The organism is Dactylosporangium sp. NPDC048998 (assembly GCF_043197855.1).
Taxonomy (GTDB): domain Bacteria; phylum Actinomycetota; class Actinomycetes; order Mycobacteriales; family Micromonosporaceae; genus Dactylosporangium.
The window spans coordinates 97,251-111,076 of sequence record NZ_JBICTV010000024.1 but is presented as its reverse complement, the minus strand read 5'-3'; the positions used below and the strand labels follow the sequence as shown (position 1 = coordinate 111,076).

At 72.2% G+C, this 13,826-nt stretch carries 15 protein-coding genes; 5 read left to right on the top strand and 10 right to left on the bottom strand.

All coding sequences use genetic code 11. The features are described 5' to 3' along the window. The first annotated feature begins 69 nt into the window (after nt 1-69). Nucleotides 70-792: a glycosyltransferase family 2 protein gene (locus tag ACGFI8_RS35840; RefSeq protein WP_392811424.1), complete on the top strand. Its 723-nt coding sequence runs from the start codon at nt 70-72 to the stop codon at nt 790-792. Between the two features lie 5 nt (nt 793-797). Here the strand turns inward: ACGFI8_RS35840 and ACGFI8_RS35835 are convergent, their stop codons facing one another. Then, on the bottom strand, nt 798-2,381 hold the full coding sequence (locus ACGFI8_RS35835) for a BTAD domain-containing putative transcriptional regulator (protein WP_392811423.1): 1,584 nt from the start codon (nt 2,379-2,381) through the stop codon (nt 798-800). A gap of 239 nt (nt 2,382-2,620) precedes the next feature. After that, a complete protein-coding gene (locus tag ACGFI8_RS35830) occupies nt 2,621-3,898 on the bottom strand; it encodes a lipopolysaccharide biosynthesis protein (protein ID WP_392811422.1) in 1,278 nt (425 codons plus the stop codon). Nucleotides 3,899-4,169: 271 nt separating this feature from the next. Between ACGFI8_RS35830 and ACGFI8_RS35825 the strand changes: the two genes are divergently transcribed. Beyond that, complete coding sequence (locus ACGFI8_RS35825) at nt 4,170-4,964, top strand: LPXTG cell wall anchor domain-containing protein (RefSeq protein WP_392811420.1); 795 nt, start codon at nt 4,170-4,172, stop codon at nt 4,962-4,964. 86 nt (nt 4,965-5,050) lie between these two features. Here ACGFI8_RS35825 and ACGFI8_RS35820 read toward each other — a convergent pair whose 3' ends face one another. The 3 genes from ACGFI8_RS35820 to ACGFI8_RS35810 all read right to left on the bottom strand — a co-directional run bounded on the left by ACGFI8_RS35820 (nt 5,051) and on the right by ACGFI8_RS35810 (nt 7,758). Beyond that, the gene (locus ACGFI8_RS35820; RefSeq protein ID WP_392811418.1) at nt 5,051-6,415 is read right to left on the bottom strand and encodes a S8 family serine peptidase; all 1,365 of its coding nucleotides are present in this window, start codon (nt 6,413-6,415) and stop codon (nt 5,051-5,053) included. Between the two features lie 196 nt (nt 6,416-6,611). Next, nucleotides 6,612-7,193 carry a hypothetical protein gene (locus ACGFI8_RS35815; protein WP_392811417.1) on the bottom strand — a complete coding sequence of 194 codons (582 nt, stop codon included), beginning with the start codon at nt 7,191-7,193 and terminating at the stop codon, nt 6,612-6,614. Next, on the bottom strand, nt 7,180-7,758 hold the full coding sequence (locus tag ACGFI8_RS35810) for an RNA polymerase sigma factor (RefSeq protein ID WP_392811415.1): 579 nt from the start codon (nt 7,756-7,758) through the stop codon (nt 7,180-7,182). Before ACGFI8_RS35810 ends, ACGFI8_RS35815 begins: the two co-directional genes overlap by 14 nt. A 181-nt stretch (nt 7,759-7,939) precedes the next feature. On the opposite strand from ACGFI8_RS35810, the gene ACGFI8_RS35805 reads away from it, so the two are divergent. After that, nucleotides 7,940-8,449 (top strand): DinB family protein, encoded by a 510-nt coding sequence (locus tag ACGFI8_RS35805; protein ID WP_392811412.1) that lies wholly within the window; start codon nt 7,940-7,942, stop codon nt 8,447-8,449. Nucleotides 8,450-8,526: 77 nt separating this feature from the next. Beyond that, nucleotides 8,527-9,870 carry an NAD(P)/FAD-dependent oxidoreductase gene (locus tag ACGFI8_RS35800; protein WP_392811410.1) on the top strand — a complete coding sequence of 448 codons (1,344 nt, stop codon included), beginning with the start codon at nt 8,527-8,529 and terminating at the stop codon, nt 9,868-9,870. 2 nt (nt 9,871-9,872) lie between these two features. Here ACGFI8_RS35800 and ACGFI8_RS35795 read toward each other — a convergent pair whose 3' ends face one another. Continuing rightward, nucleotides 9,873-10,373, bottom strand: coding sequence for a DUF5709 domain-containing protein (locus tag ACGFI8_RS35795; protein ID WP_392811464.1), 501 nt, complete (start codon nt 10,371-10,373; stop codon nt 9,873-9,875). A gap of 128 nt (nt 10,374-10,501) precedes the next feature. On the opposite strand from ACGFI8_RS35795, the gene ACGFI8_RS35790 reads away from it, so the two are divergent. Further along, nucleotides 10,502-11,410: an expansin EXLX1 family cellulose-binding protein gene (locus tag ACGFI8_RS35790; RefSeq protein WP_392811409.1), complete on the top strand. Its 909-nt coding sequence runs from the start codon at nt 10,502-10,504 to the stop codon at nt 11,408-11,410. Between the two features lie 35 nt (nt 11,411-11,445). Here the strand turns inward: ACGFI8_RS35790 and ACGFI8_RS35785 are convergent, their stop codons facing one another. The 4 genes from ACGFI8_RS35785 to ACGFI8_RS35770 all read right to left on the bottom strand — a co-directional run bounded on the left by ACGFI8_RS35785 (nt 11,446) and on the right by ACGFI8_RS35770 (nt 13,706). Then, nucleotides 11,446-11,739 (bottom strand): hypothetical protein, encoded by a 294-nt coding sequence (locus ACGFI8_RS35785; RefSeq protein ID WP_392811408.1) that lies wholly within the window; start codon nt 11,737-11,739, stop codon nt 11,446-11,448. Nucleotides 11,740-11,742: 3 nt separating this feature from the next. Next, nucleotides 11,743-12,234, bottom strand: coding sequence for a general stress protein (locus tag ACGFI8_RS35780; protein ID WP_392811462.1), 492 nt, complete (start codon nt 12,232-12,234; stop codon nt 11,743-11,745). A 67-nt stretch (nt 12,235-12,301) separates the two neighbouring features. After that, nucleotides 12,302-13,063 (bottom strand): DUF2267 domain-containing protein, encoded by a 762-nt coding sequence (locus ACGFI8_RS35775; protein WP_392811406.1) that lies wholly within the window; start codon nt 13,061-13,063, stop codon nt 12,302-12,304. 25 nt (nt 13,064-13,088) lie between these two features. Then, nucleotides 13,089-13,706: an Hsp20/alpha crystallin family protein gene (locus ACGFI8_RS35770; RefSeq protein WP_392811404.1), complete on the bottom strand. Its 618-nt coding sequence runs from the start codon at nt 13,704-13,706 to the stop codon at nt 13,089-13,091. Nucleotides 13,707-13,826: the final 120 nt, after the last annotated feature.

Genomic DNA, 13,826 nt, shown 5'->3' with positions numbered 1-13,826 from the left:
GCGTCGCGGTGCTGGCTGCCCGCAAGCCGCTGGGCCTCCCCCCTTGAATCGTCCTCCCCGGAGACAACCGTGAAGCTGTCCATCCTGATGCCGGTCTTCAACGAAGAGGCGCGCCTCGAAGAGGCGCTCAAACAGGCGCTCAACGTGCAGTACCCGTGCGACTTCGAGCTCGTCGTGGTCGACGACGGCAGCAGCGACCGCACCGCCGAGATCCTGCGCCGCGCCACCGACCCCCGGCTGCAGGCGGTCACGCACCCGGTGAACCGGGGCAAGGGCGCCGCGATACGCACCGCCGTCGAGCACACGACGGGCACCCACATGGTGATCCTCGACGCCGACCTGGAGTACGACCCGGAGGACATCCCGCGCCTGCTCAGGCCGGTCCTCGACGGTCAGATCGACGTCGTCTACGGCAACCGCACGTTCGGCAGCCACAGCTCGTTCTCGTTCTGGTACGTGATGGGCAACAAGGCCGTCACCACGGCCGCCAACATCCTGTTCAACTGCTACCTCAGCGACCTGGAGACCTGTTTCAAGCTCATGCCGGTCGAGCTGTACCGGTCCCTGGCCGTCAAGTCCAAGGGCTTCGGCATGGAGGCCGAGGTCACCGGCAAGCTCCTGCGCCGGGGCATCCGCCCCTACGAGATCCCGATCGCCTATCGCGCCCGCACCCGCGAGCAGGGCAAGAAGATCACCTGGCGCGACGGCGTGGAGGCCCTCTGGATCCTCACCCGCGAGCGCATCCGCAAGCCCCCCAAACCGGTGGCGGCCACGAAGCCCGAACAGCCCTGACCGGGCTACCGGCCCGCGGCATGAGGAACCGGCGCGGCCCCCGTCGTGAACGGGCCGGGCCCGGGATCGCCCGCGGCCGGCGGCGGCGCGAAGATCAGTAGCTCGCGCAGGATGCGAACCTTGCGCCGGCTGAAGCGCGCGGTCGTCAGCAGGTGGTCCAGCGACGGCAGGGCGCCGTAGGCGTTCCGGGCCCGTATGACGGCCGCCGCGTCGGCCGGGCCGATGCCCGGCAGGGCCGCGATCAGCCAGTCCGGCGCCGTGTTGACGTCGAGCACGCCGCCGTCGTCGAGCACCATCGGGAGGTCCGGCCGACCGATGTGCAGCTGCCGGGCGATCGACGGGGAGTACTGGAAGATGGCATGCGCCGTCTCCTGCCGTGCCAGTCGCTCCGGCGCCCGCCGGCGCGGGCCGAGCCACCCGAGCACGCCGGCGTGCACCGCGCCGCCGAAGAAGGCGACCAGCATCGAGAGCACGCCGATCGTCTCCAGCGTGTCGCCGTCGTGGCCGGTGTACTCCAGGGCGAGGAACACCAGGACCAGGTAGCCGGCCGCCGCGACCCCCTGCAGGATGCTGCGCCGGAGCGCGGCGTACACGCCGATGACCGCCCAGCTGCCGAAGCCGCAGCTCAAGAGCGGGACGAGCGCGCCGAGCACCCGGGCGAGCACCTGCCACCAGGGCGGGCTGTCCCGGCCGAACGGGTGGGCCGGCGGCGGGAACGCCATTGCGGCCACCGGCGGGGGAAGTGGCACCAGGGTCACCGGCGGCGAGACCGGGACCGCCGAAACCGTCGCCGGCGAGGGCGCCAGCGCCGGATCGGCGCGCAGCATCCGGCGGTGCAGGTCCTGCAGCCGTTCGCCGGGGTCGACCCCGAACTCGTCGGCGAGGAACTGCCGGGCCTCGCGGTACGCCGCCAGCGCCTCGGCCTGCCGGCCGGCCCGGTACAGCGCCAGGATCAGCAGGTACCGCAGCTGTTCCCGCAGCGGATACTCGGCGACCAGGCGCAGCAGCGCCGGCACGACCTGGGACGGTTCCCCGAACGTGACCTCCAGGTCGGCCCACGTCTCCAGGGCCGACGCGCGGTCCTCCTCCAGCCGGGTGCGGGCCGCGTCGAACGCTGGCCCGGCCAACCCGGCCAGCGGCTCCCCGCGCCACAGGCCATTCGCCCGCACGAGCAGCTCCGCGGCGGTCGCCGGATCGCCGCCGGCGCGGGCCGCGTGCGCCTCCCGGACCAGGTCGCGGAAGGTCTCGATGTCGAGGTGGTCGGGATCGACCGAGAGGCGGTACCCGACGTCCGTGCGGCTGATCAGCTGGCCCGGCGCGCGGGGCGACCGGTTCGGCTCCAAGATCCGGCGCAGGCCCCCGACGTACTTCTGGACCACGTTCGGGCCGTTCTCCGGCGGTTCGTCGCCCCACACCGCGTCGATGATGTGCGCGATGGAGGCCGACGTGTTGGCGTTGAGTAGCAGGAATGCCAGCACGGCTCGCTGCTTGGTCGGCCCGAGTTCCAGCTCCTCCGTGCCCTGCCAGGCCCGGAGCGGCCCCAGGATCTCGAACCGGATCGGTTGATCGACTGCCGCCTGGTCGTCCAACCCGCCCCTCCGCCTCGGCCCCCGCATCGCGGCGCTCAGTCTACGGCCGCGATCCCGCCGATGGGGGTGCGCGCTCGCCCTGGTCAGCGCGGTTGGCCGGGGTCACGGCAGCGGTACGGCAGTCCACCGCAGTGCGACCGCAGCGCCACGGCATCGTTCCTCCCCAGGATGGCACTCGGGTTGCGGGGCGGCATGAGACACAACGGGGGCCGCCCCGCTCACCAAGCCTTCTTCAGGCCCTACTCGGTCGTCTGCCACAGGCCGAGGCGGCGCCCGAAGAGCAGGATGACGGCGAGGGCGAGCATCTCGGCCGCCGCGGTGGCGCCGGCCGCACCCAGCGGCCCGAACCGGGGCACCCCGACCGCGACGGCCACCGTCAGCAGCGCCGCCAGCAGCACGACCGCCCTCGTTGCCCGGCCGTAGTGGCCGTCGCCGATGCCGTCGAACATGAACGCCCGCGTCACCGCCATGAACGGCAGCGCGAGCATGAACACGGCCAGCCACTCGGCGGCCTGGCGGTGGGGCAGCGAGAGGAGCGTGCCGGTGAGCCAGGGTGAGAGCCAGGCGACGGCCGCCGCCATGGGGATCGCGCAGGCCAGCGCGACCGCGACCGAGAAGTGGGCGGGGTGCCTCGAGTGCTCGATGCCCAGCCGGTTGCGCGCCCGGGCGACCATCGGGACCTGCAGCGCCGACTGCATCACACCGCCGATGGCCTGGTACGCGGTGACGACCGCCCCGAAGCTGCCCATGACCGCGGGCGTCGCGACCAGCGACAGCACGACCGTGGGCAGCCGGGCCACGTACAGGTCGCCGACGGCGAAGCCGAACAGGTGCCGGCCCGAGCCGTACGCCGAGCGGGCGTGCCGGAGGGACAGCCGCCGGAAGTGGTGGCGCCGTAACGAACCGTGCCTGCCGAGGATGACCTCGCCGACGGCGAGCTGCGCCAGCCCGGCGGTGGCCAGCGCGACGGTGAGCGGCACCCCGAGCAGGACCATGACCAGCGACGACGCCTTGCTGCCGCAGATCAGCACGGCGTTGGCGAGAAACCGCATCTGCCGGCTGAAGTCGGCGACCTGCAGCTGGGCGAGGCCGTTGCCGAGCACGACCACGCCCGCCGCCGCCAACGCGGGCGCGCTGTAGCCCCGCCGCCGGTAGAACTCGCCGACGAGCAGCGCGCCGAGCAGCAGGGCGGGCACCACCACGAGCGTCCACTGGCTGCGCACGGCCGAGCGCTGCTCCTCGGTGCCGTTGAGGTACAGCAGCGCCGACCCGCCGCCGACGATGATGAGCACGAAGGCCAGCGCCGAGGTGACCACCGTGTAGGCCGCGATCTCGCCGGTCTGCCCGTGCGCCGCGCACACCGCCAGGATCGCCGCGCTCAGCAGGCCGTTGCCGACGACGGCCCCCGCCGCGATCGCCGAGTTCCGGGCGAGCCTCCGGTAGCCGGGCCCGGAGCCCTCGGCCGGGATTGCCCCGCTGTCGGGCCGGGCCTCGACCGCCGCGTCGGCGTCCCTCATGGCACGCCGGCCGCGGTTCGCATGGTCCGTACTTTACGTCGACCGCCACCGACGGCAGTCGCCATGACGGTGAACAGCCCGTCGGTGATCGGCAGCGCGCCGTAATGGGGGCCCGGAGCGGGACATCGGCCGTTCGGACAGACCTGTCGGGTGCCGGTGCCCCGCATGCAATCTTATGGGCCGATTAAGTCCGAATAGTGCGCGTTGCGAACCTCGGAGAAGGCTGGGAGATTTCCCAGGTCATTGTGAGCCTGCGAATGATGAGGACTCTATGAAGCTTCGGGGGATCGTCCGGGCCGCCGCCGCGGCCGCTGTCACGGCACTGTTCATCGGCGGGCTCGGCACGCCGGCCCACGCCGCGGGCGATGACGACTTTCCTGGCGCCATCTTGAACATCCCCGACACCGGGGTGTGGGCCGCCACGGCGCCCAACAAGGGCTGTGCCGGCATCGACACCGGTTCCCCGGTCGCCGGCAAGGACGGCTGGCTGTTCAGCAAGCCCGCGGGCGAGTACACCGACCTGCAGTACCTGCTGATCTTCTTCAAGGGTGACATCGACGAGCCGACCGACATCTTCCCGCTGATCCTCAACTCGGGCGGCGTCTTCACCTTCGACCTGGGCGACGCTCCGGATGACCCGGAGGCCCTCGCCAAGGCGATGACCGCGAAGACCCAGCCGAAGCTGACCACGAAGGGCGCCATCCAACTGCCGCAGGCCCCGGCGCCGGACGGTGTCACCGGCAAGCTGGTCACCGACGGCGGCTGGGTCAAGACCCCGGCCGGCTGGGGCCTGTTCGCGGGCGCCGCCATCACCGAGCCGCTGCTGAGCGGGCGCTCGACCTTCGACCTGGTCCGGGCCTGCCCCGCCAGCGTCACGCCCTCCGCCAGCGCCTCGGCGTCGCCGTCCCCCCGGCCGTCGCTCAGCGCGTCGCCCACCACCCCGCCGCTGCCGGTGACCGGCTCCGACACCTGGCTGCTCGGCGGCGCGGGTGCCGCGATGGTCGCCGCGGGCGTCGTGCTGTTCGTGGTGTACCGCCGCCGGCAGAACGTCAAGTTCGTCGCCTGACCGGCCGGAAGCGCTCGACCGGAACATCGAGGAAACTCAAGAACGGCGCGGCCCCCGTGGGGTCGCGCCGTTCTCGCGTCAGCGCGTCAGAGCAGTGCCAGCGCGGACACGAACTTGTTCGCGTCGATCGTGCCCCAGCCGGAGCTGAGGTCGTAGCCCGGGCCCGCCGGGAAGCCCGTGACGCCCTCGAAGCTGTTGTCGCCCGAGGTCACGTCGACCAGGCCGGTCGGCAGGTGGGTCTGGGTGCTGCCGGCGCCGAGCAGGTACAGCGCCGCGTTGATGTCGCCCAGGCGGCGGCCCGCCTGCTGGTCGGCCAGCGCGACGATGCCCGAGAAGATCGGGGTCGCCTCGCTGGTGCCGCCGAAGATGTGCCACGGCGAGTTGGCGCCCACGAAGGAGTAGTACACCCACGCGCCGCCGTCGACCGCGGAGCTCATCGAGATGTCCGGCGTGCCGCGGTGGTTGCCCACGACCGAGCGGACCCCGGCCTGGAACAGCGGGCGCGGGAAGACGTGCGACAGACCGCCGCCGCCGGCACCGTAGCCGTCGTTCCACACCACGTCGGGCGAGATGCGCTTGCCCGAGTCGTCGAGGTTGAGCTGTGTACCGCCGATCGAGGTGACCAGCGGGTCCGACGACGGCCAGGAGTTGACCGGATAGGTGTAGAGGTCCTCGCCGTTGTCCTGGTAGTCCGTCGCCCCGGCGTCGCCCGAGGCGGCGAGCACCGTGACGCCGTGCAGCGCCGCGTCGATGTAGGCGTAGCGCAGCTTGAGCAGGCTGGAGAAGTCGCCCTTGTCGAAGCCCGGGAACGTGTTCTCGGTGGCCCCGAAGCTCTGCGAGACGACGTCCCCGACGCCCTTGTCGATGAGCGCCTTCTCGGCGTCCATCATCTCTGGCAGGCCGGTCACACCCTCGGTCTCCGCGACCGCGGTCTCCACGAGCACGATCTTGGCGTCGGGCGCGATCGCGTGGGCGTACTCCACGTCGAGCGTGGTCTCCTGGGCCCAGCCGACGTGGTCGGCGTTGGCCGGGTCGAACGGCGGGACGTTGCCGGCCTTGACGACCTGCACGGTCGTGTTCGGCAGCCCGAACTGCGCGTCGAACACCTCGAGGTCGTGCTGAATCGTCGGCGAACCGAACGAGTCGACGATGACGATGGTGCGCCCCTTGCCCGTGATGCCGCGGGCGTACAGCGGGTTGAGGTTGTACGCCGTGCGGTACTGCAGCGGCGAGTAGCAGTGGATGCCGATCTGCGCGAGGCAGTCGGACGTGGACAGCGGTGCGGTACGGGACACCTTCTGGACGTGTCCGGTGATCGCCGGGCGGAGCTTGAAGGCCGGCCGGTGCGCGGCCGTGACCGCCGCCGGGGTGGCCACGGCCGCGAAGCCGGCCACGGTGGTGGTCACGACGGTCGCGACGGCGACGCGGGACACGAGCGAGATGAGCTTCATCGACACCTCTCGTGCAGGCAATCAGTGACCAGCTCATCGCAGCGCGTCGCCCACCCTCATTGCATCGGTTGAAACCCTTGTCGATACCCTCGATCGATATTCACGGGCTTTCAAAACGTGAATCAGCCCGGAATAATCTCGCCACCGTCACGTGACGATGTCTACTCGATGCGTGACCACGCGAGCGCCGCGCCGCTCACCGGTGCGACGGCACCACGTCGCCCGGCACCGGCGTGCAGGGCGCGACCGGCCCGTTCGCCAGCCGGATCGCGAAGCGCTGCTCGTGCCGGCGCTTGTCGACCTGGACGGTGTACACGAACGTCTGGTTCTCGCCGATGTACTGCGGGCGCACCCGGAAGTAGCTCCGGTCGCTCCCGAGCGGCGAGAAGTCGACGAGGGCGAGCGGCATCCGGTCCCGCGGCACGTAGTCGGCGCGCGGCTCGCGGCAGGCCTGCCCCGCCGGCAGGAAGTTCACGGCGGCGCGCACGCCGAACGAGGCGAGCCGCTGCCGCAGCCCCTCCGGGTCGCGGTAGTCGAAGATCGAGACCCGGACCGAGCCGTCGGGGTCGCGCTCCACCGCGTAAGCCGCCGAGTTCGACTCGACCGCCGCCGTCGCGGCCACCGCCACCGCGGCAACCCCGGCCGTGACCCCGGCGACGACGAGCCGCCGCCGGCCGCGGCGCGCGGGTACCGCCCCCGTCTCCTGCGTCCGCTCGGCGACGACCGCCTTGAGCTCGTTGAGCAGCCGCTCCTCGAAGCCGCTCTCACGCGTAACCATGAATGCCACCTCCGGTACCGACGAATGCGACGGACTCCTCGAGCAGGTCGCGCAGCTGCCTGCGCGCCCGGTGCAGCCGCACGCGGGCGGCGATCGGCGAAACCCCCAGTGCCGCGGCCGCCTCGGCCGTGGACAGCCCGTCGACGGCGACGAGCTCCAGCAGGCGGCGGGTGCTCTCCGGCACCCCTTCGAGCGCGCGATACACCCGGCGGGCCGCGCTCTCGGCGTCGATGCGCTCCTCGAGCCGCGCGATGTCGGCCGGCTCGAGCAGCCGTCGCCCGGCGATGCGTCGCCCGGCCGCGCTCTCCCGCCACGCCCGGCGCCGCTCGGCCGCGACCACGTTGTGCGCGACCCCGTACACCCACCCGAGCAGGCTGCCCCGCTCCGGCCGGTAGGTGTGCGCCGAGCCGATGACCGCCACGAACACGTCGGCGGTGAGATCGGCGGCGGTGTACGGATCGTCGACGCGGCGCGCGACGAACCGGCTCACGTCCCCGACGTACTGCCGGTAGAACGCCTCGAACGCCTCGGGACTTCGCGCGAACTCCGGTTTCGTTACTCCCACTGCACCTCCCGGACTAGTAAGCGTGCCCTTCACCGCGTACTTGGGCGGTTCGCCCGCCGGCGTTACACGACTTGCCGCGGTGGCCAGGAGCAGCCCGGCCAACTCTCCCCGCGCATGGGCTAATTTGTCGTCCAGAGATGGGTAATGACCGTTTGGGTGAACCGGAAGGGGGACGAGGGCGATGCAGGTGAACGAACTGCTGGTCGAGGGCTTCGGGCGGCTGCCCGAGCTGGTGCGCGGCGCCGTCGAGGGGCTCGACGCCGAGCAGCTGTGCTGGGCGCCGAGGCCGGGCGCCAACTCGATCGGCTGGCTGGTCTGGCACCTCACCCGGGTGCAGGACGACCATGTCACCGACCTGCTGGACGGGGCCGAGCAGCTGTGGATGACCGGCGACCACGCGTCGCGGTTCGGGCTCAAGGCGCAGGCCCACGACAACGGTTACGGGCACACCCCGGACCAGGTGGCGGCCGTACGCCCGGAGTCGCCGGACGCGCTGCTGGAGTACTTCGACGCGGTGTACGCCCGCACGCACGCGTTCCTGACCCGGCTCGCGCCCGAGGACCTCGACCGGATCGTCGACGAGCGGTGGGACCCGCCGGTGTCGCTCGGTGTGCGGCTCGTCAGCGTGCTCGACGACGACACTCAGCACGTGGGCCAGGCCGCGTACGTGCGCGGGCTGCTGCCCGCGTAGTGGACGACACACCGCCGCGGGCCGCGTGTGGTGGTGTACTTGATTTGCACGGTCCAATGCCCCATCGGGAGATGCACATGGAAGAGCGTGCGGAGAAGCGGCACCGGGTCGTCATCGTCGGCGCCGGATTCGGGGGGCTGTTCGCGACCAAGGCGCTCAAGGGCGCGCCGGTCGACATCACCCTCATCAACGGCACCGCGCACCACCTGTTCCAGCCGCTGCTGTACCAGATGGCGACCGGCATCCTGTCGGAGGGCGAGATCGCGCCGCCGATCCGGGAGATCCTCAAGCGGCAGAAGAACGTCAAGACGCTGCTCGGCACCGTGACGCGAGTCGACCCGCAGGCCCGGAAGGTCTCCGTTGTCGCGCCGGGGATCGGCTATGAGGTGGAGTACGACTCGCTGATCGTGGCGGCCGGCGCGTCGCAGTCGTACTTCGGCAAGAACGAGTTCGCCGAGTTCGCGCCCGGCATGAAGAGCATCGACGACGCCCTCGAGCTGCGCGGGCGCATCTTCGGCGCGTTCGAGCTCGCCGAGCTGGAGACCGATCCGGCCGTGATCGAGCGCCTGCTGACCTTCGTCGTGGTCGGCGCCGGCCCGACCGGCGTGGAGATGGCCGGGCAGATCGCGGAGCTCGCGCACCGGCACCTGCCGGGGCAGTACCACAACATCGACCCTCGGCAGGCGCGCATCATCCTCCTCGACGCGCTGCCCACGGTCCTGTCCACGTTCGGCGACCACCTCTCCACCCAGGCGCTGCGCCAGTTGCACAAGCTCGGCGTCGAGGTGGAGCTCAACACGAAGGTCATCGACGTCGACGAGACCGGCATCGAGGTGGAGACGTCGGACGGGCGGCGCCGCATCGAGTCGGTCACCAAGATCTGGGCGGCCGGCGTGGCCGCGCCCGCGCTGTCCCGGCAGCTCGCCGAGGCGACCGGGGCGCAGACCGACCGGGCCGGCCGGCTGGTCGTCAACCCGGACACCACCGTGCCCGGGCACCCGGAGATCTTCGCGATCGGCGACATGATGGCGATGGACAAGCTGCCGGGCGTGGCGCAGGTGGCGATCCAGAGCGGGCGGCACGCGGCCGGGCAGATCCGCAAGCGCCTGGCCGGCGAGCCGACCGGGCAGCCGTTCAAGTATCACGACAAGGGCAGCCTCGCGACCATTTCGCGCTTCTCGGCCGTGGCGAGCGTCGGCCGGTTCCACTTCTCCGGCCTGCTCGGCTGGCTACTGTGGCTCGTGGTGCACTTGTTGTACCTGGTCGGCTTCAAGAACCGGGTCACCGCGGTCATGCACTGGTTCGTGAGCTTCATCGGCCGCGGCCGCTCGGAGCGCGTCTCGACCTTCCAGCAGGTGTTCGCGCGGCGAGCGATGCGGGAGTACCAAGCGATGCGGGAGTACCAGGAGAAGCTGCCGTAGCGTCAGTCCGGCGCCCGTATCGGGTGCATGGCGAGCTCCTCGGCGCTCGGCCCGCCGCCCGCGGCCCCGGCGTCGCGCGCGATCGCGTCCGGCTCGTCGTCGCGCAGGCCGCCCTCGCCGGGCTGCACGAGCCGGCCGACCAGCTCGTCGCGCAGGCCGCCGCCGAGGTCGTACACGGAGGCGTGGGAGTGCGGCGGCAGCGCCGGCACGTCCTCGTCCTCCTCGTCCGGCGCCGGCCCGCCGGACCCGTCGTCCTCGGGCACCTCCCGGTCGAGCTTGAGCGCCAGCGGCTCGCCGGCCCGCGCCTCCCAGGCCGTCGTGCCGTAGTGGTCCACGGCGACCGGCGTGTCGTCGCGGTCGAGCGGGAGCGGGCCGGGGTCGGGGCCGTCGGCGATGCGGGGCGAGTCGACGTCGTCCCACGCGGTGGAGTCGGGGTCCGCGGTACCGGGTAGCCCGAGCGCCTCCGGGTCGGAGACGGGCCGCGGGTAGCAGTCCCTGCGCATACCTGCCCGGCTACCCGGCTTCACCCGCACCGACACCTTTCCGTCACGGTCTGTAACGATGTTGGGTCGACCTTTAAGGTTTGCTTTGCTTGCGGGTGCGGCCCGTGCTGCGTCGATACGATGCCGGCGTGGTGGACGACAGCGTGCCGGCCGTGCCGTGGTGGCGGGGCCGGCGTACCTGGGTGATCGCCGGGGCCGGCGTCGTCGTGGCCGGCGCCGCGACCGTGGCGCTCGTCGCGCAGGCGTCCGGGGCGGCCTGCGCGGCCGTCGCGGCCACCTCCGGGCAGGCGACCTACTATGCCGCCGACGGCAGCGGCAACTGCTCGTTCGACAAGGTGTCCGAGCCGCTGGTGGTCGCGCTCGGCAACGCCGAGTATCGGGCCGGGGCGGCCTGCGGCGGGTACCTCGACGTCACAGGGCCGAAGGGGACCGTGCGCGTCAAGGTCACCGACCGGTGCCCCGAGTGCGCGGCCGGGCACATCGACCTGAGCAGGCAGGCGTTCGCCCGCATCGGCGACGTGAGCGCCGGGATCATCAAGGTCACGTACAGCCAGGTCGCCAACCCGCCGGTGCCGGGGCCGATGACGGTCCGGGTCAAGGAAGGTTCGTCGCGGTACTGGCTGGCGCTGCGCTTCGACAACACGAGCAACCCGCTGGCGAGCGCCGAGCTGCAGTCCGGCGGCGCCTGGAAGGCGCTCGGGCACACCGACTACAACTACTGGATCGCCGAGAGCGGCGCGGGCAACGGGCCGTTCACGGTCCGGGTGACCGACACCGCGGGCCGGCGCACCACGCTCAGCGGGATCACGCTGACCCCCGGCACCGTGCAGCGCCCGGGAGCCGCGGCGGCCGGCACCACCGCGGCGAAGACGACCGGGCCGGCCCGCACGTCCGCGGCGGCCTCGGCGGTCGCGTCGCCGGCCGCCTCCCTCGCCGCCGCGGCGGAGGGCTCGTTTGGCGCCCCGCTGGAACTCGCCACGACATCGCCGGCGGCGGATCCGGCCGCCACCGGGGCCGCCACCGGCCGGCACTGCTGATCGGCCACGGACCAGCACTGCCCGATCGGGGGCGGTCAGCCGACCGACGCCAGGTCGGCCGGGCTCTTCACCGGGTTGAACACGTCGTCCGGCGTCCCGGCCTCGACTGGCTCGTAGATGTACCGCAGAAACTCCCCGCCGGGCCGCTCGTCGTCCCCGCCGGGCCACATCCCGTTGGTGTCCACCCCCACGACAACGGTGTGCTCGCTGCCGGTGTCCCTGGCCAGCGCCCACGTCGTGATGGGGTACGACACGGTGTTGTGTGTGCCGAAACGCCACCGGGCGTACCAGCCGGGCGGGGCGGCAATGATCGATGTAAGTGACTTCATGGCTCAACTCCCCTCGGTGAGCAGCTGGCGCGCCCGGTCGGCGTGCTCGGCGTCGACCACCAGCTTGTACGTGGCGGCCTGCAGCTCACTCGCGGACGCGAAGTCTCGCTGGCCGCCGGTCATGGCGTGGGCGATCGCGCCGAACACGGCGCCCCACAGCAGGCCGGCGACGATGGCGAAGACCACGACCTTCCACCAGGCGCCCACCGCGAAGATGCCCAGCAGCACGCCGACGAGCAGGCCGAACCACCCGCCCGTGCCGGCGCCCGCGAGTGCCGCCCGGCCGACGGTCATGCGGCCCAGCACCCGCTCGACCAGGCGGATGTCCTCGCCGACGATGGCGACCCGGTCGACCGGGAAACCCGCGTCGGAGAGCCGGTCCACGGCACGCTGGGCGTCGAGGTATTCGGGGTAGGACGCGACCGTCACCGTCGCGCGCGGCGGCGTGTCACGATCGGCGCCCGGCCTCGGGTACGGACGGTTGCCGGGGAACATCTTGCCGACGTCCCGAGGCGTGTTCGGGTGGCTCGTCCCGGCCATCGCAACAACCTCTCTCGCTCGGTCAGGGTGCCTGCAGCAGCCCTCTGTACCGGCCCGGCAGCTGCGCCTGCACGTCGAAGAAATCCTTGGCGCCGACCATTTCCCGCAGGGTCGACAGGATCGCCCGGACGAGCCGGGTCGCACCCTGCGGCGACAGCCCGGTGCGCCGCGCCACCTCGGCGACGAAATCGCCCGGGGCCAGGTCGGGCGCCGGTGCGGCCCGCCCGCGCCGCAGCGCGGGGTGCAGCCGCACCGGCAGGAAGGTCGTCAGGTGGTCGGCGTCGCCGCCGATGCGCCGGGCCAGGGTCTCCAGGACCACCTCGGTGCCCCGCTCGGCCTCCGCCGGTGGCAGCCCGGCGCGGGTCGCCACCGTCGTCAGGAACTCGTCCGGGGCGGCGCCGCCGCCGGCGTACTCGCCCCTCGGCAGCAGCGGGGCGTACGAGTGCGGCAGCCGCTCGGTGAGGTGCCGGTAGGCCTCGTCGTCCAGCGTCTGGCCGAGCGCGGTCAGCACCACGGACGCGTGCCGCTCGGCGACCTCGCGGGGCGCGCCCTCCCGGCGTGCGACCCGGCTCACGAACTCGACCGGGTCGAAGCCCTGCGCGGGCCCGGAGGTGAACAGCCACGCCGCCGCCTCCGGCAGGGCCGGGACCAGATGTCTCGCCTCGTCGCTGCCGATCCGTTCGGCGATCGTCTGCAGCGTCGCGGCGACGGCCTGTCGCGCGGCGTCGTCGTCGCCGAGGCTCTCCCGTACCGGCGCCAACAGCTGTTCCAACCCGACTGCCATCGGGATCACACCACCAAATGCCTTGCTACCGCCGCTGCCCCTGCTGGGTCTGCTGGCCCTGCGGCGCGGTCGGCCTCGGCTGACCCGGTTGCCCCGGCTGACCACCCGGCTGGCCCGGCTGGCCCGGTCGGCCCGGCTGGCCCTGCTGTGCGGCCTTGCGCTGGATCTCGATGCGGCGCGGCTGAGCGTCGCGGGCCTTGGCAACGCTGACCGTCAGCACGCCGTTGGTGTACGTCGCCTCGACGCGCTCCGCGTCGACGTCGCCGGGCAGGTCGACGACGTACTCGAACTCGCCCGTCGGCCGGTTCTGCCGGCGTACCACGCCGCCGCGGTCGGTCTGCTGGAACGTGCCGGAGATCCGCAGCTCCTCGCCGCGCATCTCGAGGCTGACGTCGGACGGGTCGACGTTGGGCAGGTCGATGTCGACGATGTAGGCGTTCTCGGTCTCCTCGACGTCGATCGGGGGCGCGAGCGCCGAGATGCCGGCCGCCAGCGCCGGGCTCTCGCCCATGAACGCCTGCATCAGCTGGCCGAACCTGCTGTTGATCTCATCGATCTCCCGGCGTGGATCCCAGCGGTACGGGATCGCCGCAAGCTGACCGCCGCCGCGGCGGCGTCGGGACCCGAAGGGTGCGATAGTCATGGCTGATCGATTTCCCTCCTGGAGCGATGTCGCGGGCTGTGGTGGCCCCGCGGGCCGCATCGGTCCCGGGGCCGCCTTTCCAGCCTCTGCCGCCAACCGGGTGGTGGGCTTCCCCTGGTG